Raw genomic sequence first — 6,346 nt, forward strand, 5'->3', positions numbered from 1 at the left:
ATTAAAAACTTGGTAAATTACTTTTTTATTTTTAAAAATTTTAACAAATAATGCGGAGATATAATGGAAATTAATTATTATGAAATTTTAGAAATAGAACAAAGTGCTAATAAAGATACGATTAAAAAAGCTTATAGAAAATTAGCTTTAAAATATCATCCTGATAGAAATCAAGGGGATAAAGAAGCTGAAAATAAATTTAAATTAATCAATGAAGCTTATGAAGTTTTAAGCAATGACGAAAAAAGAGCAATATATGATCGCTATGGAAAAGCAGGTCTTGGAGGGGCTTCTTCGGGCTTTAATGGAGGATTTGCTGATTTTGAAGATTTAAGCGATATTTTTTCAAGTTTTTTTGGAGGAGGCTTTACACGTTCAAGTAAAAAAAGAGCAAACAGTGAAAAATTTAGTTCTCAATTAACTATTAATCTTCAATTAAATTTCAAAGAAGCAGTTTTTGGATGTAAAAAAACTTTAGATTTTATGTATAAAAATTTTTGTAAAAAATGTGATGGAAGTGGAGCTAAAGATGGTAAAACTCAAACTTGTCCTAAATGCAAAGGAAAAGGTCAAATTGGAATTCAACAAGGTTTTATTACTTTTGCTCAAACTTGTCCTGATTGTAAAGGAAGTGGAGAAAGAGCGAGTGAGCGTTGTCCTGATTGCAAAGGTTTGGGTTATGAAGAAATAAAAGACAAGGTAGAGATCAATATCCCAGAAGGTGTAGATACGGGTGTAACTTTAAAAGTTGCTAATAAAGGCAATATTGTCAAAAATGGTTTAAGAGGAGATTTGCTTGTAAAAATAATTGCAGAAGAAGATGATACTTTTATCCGTGATGGAGAAGATATTTATATAGAATACCCAGTTTTTTTCACCCAGGCTATTTTAGGAGAAAGCATTAAAGTTCCTACTATAAGAGGGGAAGCTATATTAAAACTTCCAATAGGTGCTAAAGATAAGCAAAGATTTATTTTGCAAAATGAAGGGGTGAAAAATATTCATTCTGATGAATTTGGATCTCAAATTGTTCAAATTGCAATAACTTTTCCAAAAACGCTTAATGATGAACAAAGAAAACTTTTAGAGCAATTAGGAGAAAGTTTTGGAATAAAAGATGGTATGCATCACGAGCAAAAAGGATTTTTTGAAAAAATTACTTCTTGGTTTAAAAATTAGTCAAAAACTATATTGAATCAAGTTCAATATAGTTTTCAAAATCTTCTTCTTTTGGAGGATTTTCTTTGCTATCCTGAATAAATAGATTCATCTTTTTTTCATACTCACTTACCACTTTTTTAAATTCATCTAAATCTTTTTTATTAAGTTGAGTTTTAGCAATTTTTATAATAGATTCTGGATTAATAGCTTTATTGTTTAAATAAACTCCAAAGTGCAAATGAGGACCTGTGCTCATACCAGTTGAACCTACATAAGCAATAACCTGTCCTTGTTTAACTTTTTGTCCTTTTTTAATCTTTGCAAAGCGACTAAGATGGGCATATAGTGTTGTATATCCAGATGAATGTTGTACTTTAACAACATTACCGTAGCCATTTTGCGTTCCAACAAAGGTAATTACTCCATTTCCAGCACTTTTAACAGGGGTTCCTGTGGGTGCTGCATAATCAACTCCTAAATGCGCGCGATATCTTTTTAATACAGGATGATATCTTGCTGTGCTAAATTTTGATGAAATTCTTAAGTAATTAACAGGCTTATCCAATAAAAAAGAGTCAATTTCTTTACCTTTTTTATCATAATAATTTTCATTAAAATAAAATATTTCTTGAGAGTTTTTATTTACTTCTACGCGAGCCATTTTAATTGTAATATCACCAAAAAGTTTTCCCATTCTTCTTTTTTGTTCATAATATAAAATAATTTCATCGCCTTTTTGGATGTTTCGAAAATTAATACTTCCTCTAAAGGCTCTTACCATAGCTCTTGCCAAAGTTGAGCTTTTGCTTTCTTCGTATACATCTTGATAAGCAGATGTTTTCACATTTAAGCGTAAAATTCTATTTTCTTTATTGTAAAATATCGGGGTAAAAGTTAAAATATATTGTTTATTGGAATCTTTATAAATATGAATTTGCAAATCATCGCTAATTGGGATTAAAACTTGTTCGATATTATTATTGTCATCTTTTAAAATTTGATATTTTGTTTTATAGGCAATTTCTGAAGCTAATTCTTGATCTTCTTTGTCTAGATTATAATATAAAGACATAGGAATTGAATTTCTTTGTAGGAATTTAAGCAAGGTATCGCCATTTTCCCAAGTTAATTCTTCCATGCTTACAGCAGCAAAAGCTTGAATAATAGCCAAAAACAAAAATAAAATTTTTTTCATTAAAAACCTTAAAAATTAAACAATATTATAAAATTAAAAGCTATATTTTACTTTATTTTTCTTACAATTACTTAATGAAAAATGATTATGAATGTATTAAAGGAGTATGAGTTTGTTAAGAATTATTATAATGATGTTATTTTTTGCTAATCTTTATGCAGATTTGAATTTAAATTCTGTAAAAACAAATCTTATAAAAGTTGATGGAGTTTATGGATATATTAAGGATAGTCCTGAAATTTCGCTCCATTCTTCAGGTATCATAATGCATAATTTTGCAGATTCTAAAAGTATAGTTGCTAGAGCAAGTGTTATATCAAAGGAAAATGGTTTGGCTAAATTAGAATTTAAAGTTTTTGATTCTTTAGAGCAAAAAGCTCTTCCTTTGCCAAATATTTTACCAGAAGTCAATGATGAGGTTATTTTAAATTTTCTTTATAATAGAGCTTTAATTATAGCGCCTAATGAAACAATTTACAATGAAATTGAACAAAGTTTTCCTCAAATTTATTTTACTCATATAGATATTTTTGGAGCTCAGTTAATTAGAGATTCTATAAGCAGTCCTAAAAGATCTGATTTTAGAAAATTTTGCTCCAATAATGCTGTAGGAATTGTAATTTTTGCTCTTGAGCAAAAAGCTATTTTTATAGATTGTCAAGATTTTAGCATTTTATATGAAAGATCCATACAAAAAGCTACAAAAATACAAACACCTTTTTATTCAAGAGTAGGGAGTTATCAAAATAAATTTTTAGGTTTTTTTACTTCTGAGCAAGATATAACAAATTTTTATAGATATTATAAAGCTTTATTAGGGATTTATAAAAATTAATGAAAAAAGAGTTTAAACAATATTTTAAAGAGCTTTTAGGAAATGATAATGCTTGTTTTGATATTTTGCATCAAAGAGCTTATAGTTATGATGCAACAAAAAAGTATTATTTACCTGATGGAGTGCTTTTTCCAAGAGATGAAAATGATATTGCTAAAATTTTAAAATTTTGTAATGAAAATCGTATTATTGTAGTTCCAAGAGGCGCTGGAACTGGTTTTAGTGGTGGAGCTTTGGCAATTAATGGAGGAATTATTTTATCTTTTGAAAAACATATGAATAAAATTTTAGAAATTGATCTTGAAAATTTAGTTGCTGTAGTAGAGCCTGGGGTTATTAATTTTAATTTACAAAAAGAAGCGCAAAAATACAATCTTTTTTATCCACCTGATCCTGCTAGTATGCATTTTTGTTCCTTAGGGGGCAATGTAAGCGAAAATGCTGGAGGAATGAGGGCTGTTAAATATGGTATAACAAAAGATTATGTGATGGCATTAAGAGCAGTTTTACCAAATGGTGAAATTATAAGAGCAGGAAAAAGAACAATCAAAGATGTAGCAGGGTATAATATAGCCGGAATTTTAATTGCAAGCGAAGGAACTTTAGCGGTATTAAGCGAACTTACTTTAAAATTGCTTCCTTTGCCTAAATTTAAAAAAACAGCTATTGCACTTTTTGATGATATAAAACAGGCTATTGATTCTGTATGTAAAGCTTTATCAAAAGGTTTTAATCCTGTTTGTATGGAATTTTTAGATTTTTTAACCATAGAGGCATTAAAGCAAAAATTTAAACTTAATTATTTAATTGCCAATGCAGCTTTGATTATAGAAATGGATGCCAATGAAGAAGAAAATTTAAATAAAAATCTTAATCAAATGAAAGATTTTTTTTTACAAATGGGAGCAAAAGATTTTCAAATAGCAAAAAATGAAAAAGAAGCTTGTGATATTTGGTTTGCAAGAAGAAATTGCTCTCAAGCTATTACAATTTACGGAAATTTAAAACTTAATGAGGATATAACAGTGCCTAGATCAAAACTTGCTGAACTTTTAGAAGGAATTGAAAAACTTGCTTTAAAATATAATTTTAAAATTCCTTGTTTTGGTCATATTGGAGATGGAAATGTACACGTTAATGTAATGCTTGAAAAAAATGATTTAACTCAAATCGAGCAGGGTCATAAGGCTATAGAAGAAATTTTTAAACTTACCATAGAACTAGGTGGAACATTAAGTGGGGAGCACGGCATTGGAATTTCTAAAGCGCCTTTTATGCAACTTGCTTTTAATGAAGCTGAGATAAATTTAATGAGAAATATTAAAAAGGCTTTTGATCCAAATAATATATTAAATCCTTTTAAAATGGGAATTTAAAAATGTTTAGTAGAATTTTAAAAATTTTATTTGCACTTAGAGATAAAGAAGTATTAAATTATTCAGCAGCTTTAAGTTTTTATACAATTTTATCTTTAATACCTATTTTATTTATTTGTTTTTCGGTTTTTACTCGAATTTCTAGTTTTAATACCTATTATGAAAAGGCTAAACAAGTTATTTTTGCTTTTTTAATTCCTGCTCAACAAGATATTGTTTTTTCTTATTTGGATACTTTTTTAAAAAATAGTGTTAATTTGGGTATATTTGGTTTTATAGCAATGATTTTTACTTCTTTGGCTTTTTTTTCTGGTTATGATTTTGTGATTAATCGTATCACTAAAAATGAGCCAAAAAATCTTTGGCAAAGTATAAGCTCATATTGGACTTTGCTTACTTTAATACCTTTGGGCTTAGGTTTTAGTTTTTATATATCAGGTTATATACAAGAACTTTTAGATAAATGGAAAATAGGATTTAATTTTTTTGAATTTTTACCTTTTATTATTATTTGGGCTTTATTTTTTATCGCTTTTTCAAGTTCTTTGCATAGTATAAAAACTAAAATTATAAGTATTGTTTCTTTTTTAACTTCTATGATTTGGTATGTTATTAAAAATTTATTTGTTTATTATATTATTTATAGCAAAACTTATCAAAGTGTTTATGGATCTTTTTCTGCTATTTTGTTTTTCTTTATTTGGATTTATATTTCTTGGATTATTTATCTTTTTGGAATAAAGATTTGTTACAACTTAAATGAAAATGAAGGGCAAAAGATTAAGAAAAATACAAAGAAGCGCCAATAATTTAAAACGTATGCTAAGTAAAGAAAGTAAAATATAAGTCAAAAAAATTAAAAAAGGAATTTGAAAATTAATTGCATAAAGCTTAAAATTAAAAAATGATATTAAATAATGATCCAATAATCCTCCTTCATTGATAAAATGTAAAAATAAAACTAAAGGGTAGAAAATGATAAAAATAATACTAATAAAAATAGCCAAAATTTGTTGATAAGTAAGAAGCGGAAAAAAATACATTACTGGTAAAATCATAGCAAAAAATGTCCATATATTAAGCAATAAAACATTCATAAAAGGTTTAAAATATTTTGAAAAATGATGCAAATACAAAAAAATATAAAAAACTCCAAGAATAGAAAATAAAAATCCAACGCTAAATAAAAATCTAGGAAACAAAGCTATACAAATACATATACTAAGAAATAAATTTATAAAATTAATAAGTTTGATATTCTTACTAATTAAATAAAATCCCCATAAAAGCATAATTAAGGAGCGTATATAAGAGGGAATTAAACCTATTAAATAAGCATAAATGATTAAAAAAATAAAAATTATTATACTTAAATCAAGTTTTAAATTTCTATAGGGAAAATATTTTTTTTGAAAAAAGCTATAAATAGGACTTAAGATAAAAAATAAAAAAGAAAATATAAGTCCCATATGATAACCACTAATTGCTATTAAATGTGCTACTCCATAATAATTAATATCTGTTCTAAGTTCCAATGATATAGGCAAAGCAAAAAATAAAGCTCCATAAAATTCTTTAATTTTTTCATCTTTATGTTGATTTAAAAAATAATCAATAATTTTTAGATTTTTGCTAAATCCTAAACTTTGAATACCATAACTTGGCGCATAAAAATTCTTTGATAAATAATCTTTAAAATTTAAATTTGTTGTAATTATTCTAAGTTCTATATTTTCATTTTTACTGAGATTTAAATCTTTAAAACTTGTTGTATAAAAT

At 26.3% G+C, this 6,346-nt stretch carries 6 protein-coding genes; 4 read left to right on the forward strand and 2 right to left on the reverse strand.

The annotated features are described in order from the left end of the window. Window positions 1-63 precede the first annotated feature (63 nt). Complete coding sequence (gene dnaJ / locus JG676_RS05900; RefSeq protein ID WP_200217617.1) at window positions 64-1,179, forward strand: molecular chaperone DnaJ; 1,116 nt, start codon at window positions 64-66, stop codon at window positions 1,177-1,179. A gap of 7 nt (window positions 1,180-1,186) precedes the next feature. Here dnaJ and JG676_RS05905 read toward each other — a convergent pair whose 3' ends face one another. Beyond that, complete coding sequence (locus tag JG676_RS05905; RefSeq protein ID WP_200169532.1) at window positions 1,187-2,356, reverse strand: M23 family metallopeptidase; 1,170 nt, start codon at window positions 2,354-2,356, stop codon at window positions 1,187-1,189. Between the two features lie 112 nt (window positions 2,357-2,468). Here JG676_RS05905 and JG676_RS05910 point away from each other — a divergent pair, with 112 nt between their 5' ends. Genes JG676_RS05910 through JG676_RS05920 form a run of 3 tightly spaced genes read left to right on the forward strand, consistent with a single transcriptional unit; the run spans window position 2,469 to window position 5,376 of the window. Next, window positions 2,469-3,191: a plasminogen-binding N-terminal domain-containing protein gene (locus tag JG676_RS05910; RefSeq protein ID WP_373563812.1), complete on the forward strand. Its 723-nt coding sequence runs from the start codon at window positions 2,469-2,471 to the stop codon at window positions 3,189-3,191. After that, on the forward strand, window positions 3,191-4,567 hold the full coding sequence (locus tag JG676_RS05915) for an FAD-linked oxidase C-terminal domain-containing protein (protein ID WP_200217618.1): 1,377 nt from the start codon (window positions 3,191-3,193) through the stop codon (window positions 4,565-4,567). The genes JG676_RS05910 and JG676_RS05915 overlap by 1 nt, the downstream gene beginning before the upstream one ends. Before the next feature lie 2 nt (window positions 4,568-4,569). Beyond that, window positions 4,570-5,376 carry a YihY/virulence factor BrkB family protein gene (locus tag JG676_RS05920; RefSeq protein WP_200217619.1) on the forward strand — a complete coding sequence of 269 codons (807 nt, stop codon included), beginning with the start codon at window positions 4,570-4,572 and terminating at the stop codon, window positions 5,374-5,376. On the opposite strand, the gene JG676_RS05925 is transcribed toward JG676_RS05920, so the two are convergent. Further along, the coding region (locus JG676_RS05925) for a ComEC/Rec2 family competence protein (RefSeq protein ID WP_200217620.1) at window positions 5,323-6,346 on the reverse strand (1,024 nt) is incomplete at its 5' end. The two genes, JG676_RS05920 and JG676_RS05925, sit on opposite strands and share 54 nt — an antisense overlap.

The organism is Campylobacter sp. 2018MI34 (genome assembly GCF_016598975.1).
In the GTDB taxonomy this organism is placed as follows: domain Bacteria; phylum Campylobacterota; class Campylobacteria; order Campylobacterales; family Campylobacteraceae; genus Campylobacter_D.

Coding starts and splice junctions, on each gene's coding strand:
- dnaJ (WP_200217617.1), top strand. CDS start 64: ATGGAAATTAATTATTATGAAATTTTAGAAATAGAACAAAGTGCTAAT.
- JG676_RS05905 (WP_200169532.1), bottom strand. CDS start 2,356: ATGAAAAAAATTTTATTTTTGTTTTTGGCTATTATTCAAGCTTTTGCT.
- JG676_RS05920 (WP_200217619.1), top strand. CDS start 4,570: ATGTTTAGTAGAATTTTAAAAATTTTATTTGCACTTAGAGATAAAGAA.
- JG676_RS05915 (WP_200217618.1), top strand. CDS start 3,191: ATGAAAAAAGAGTTTAAACAATATTTTAAAGAGCTTTTAGGAAATGAT.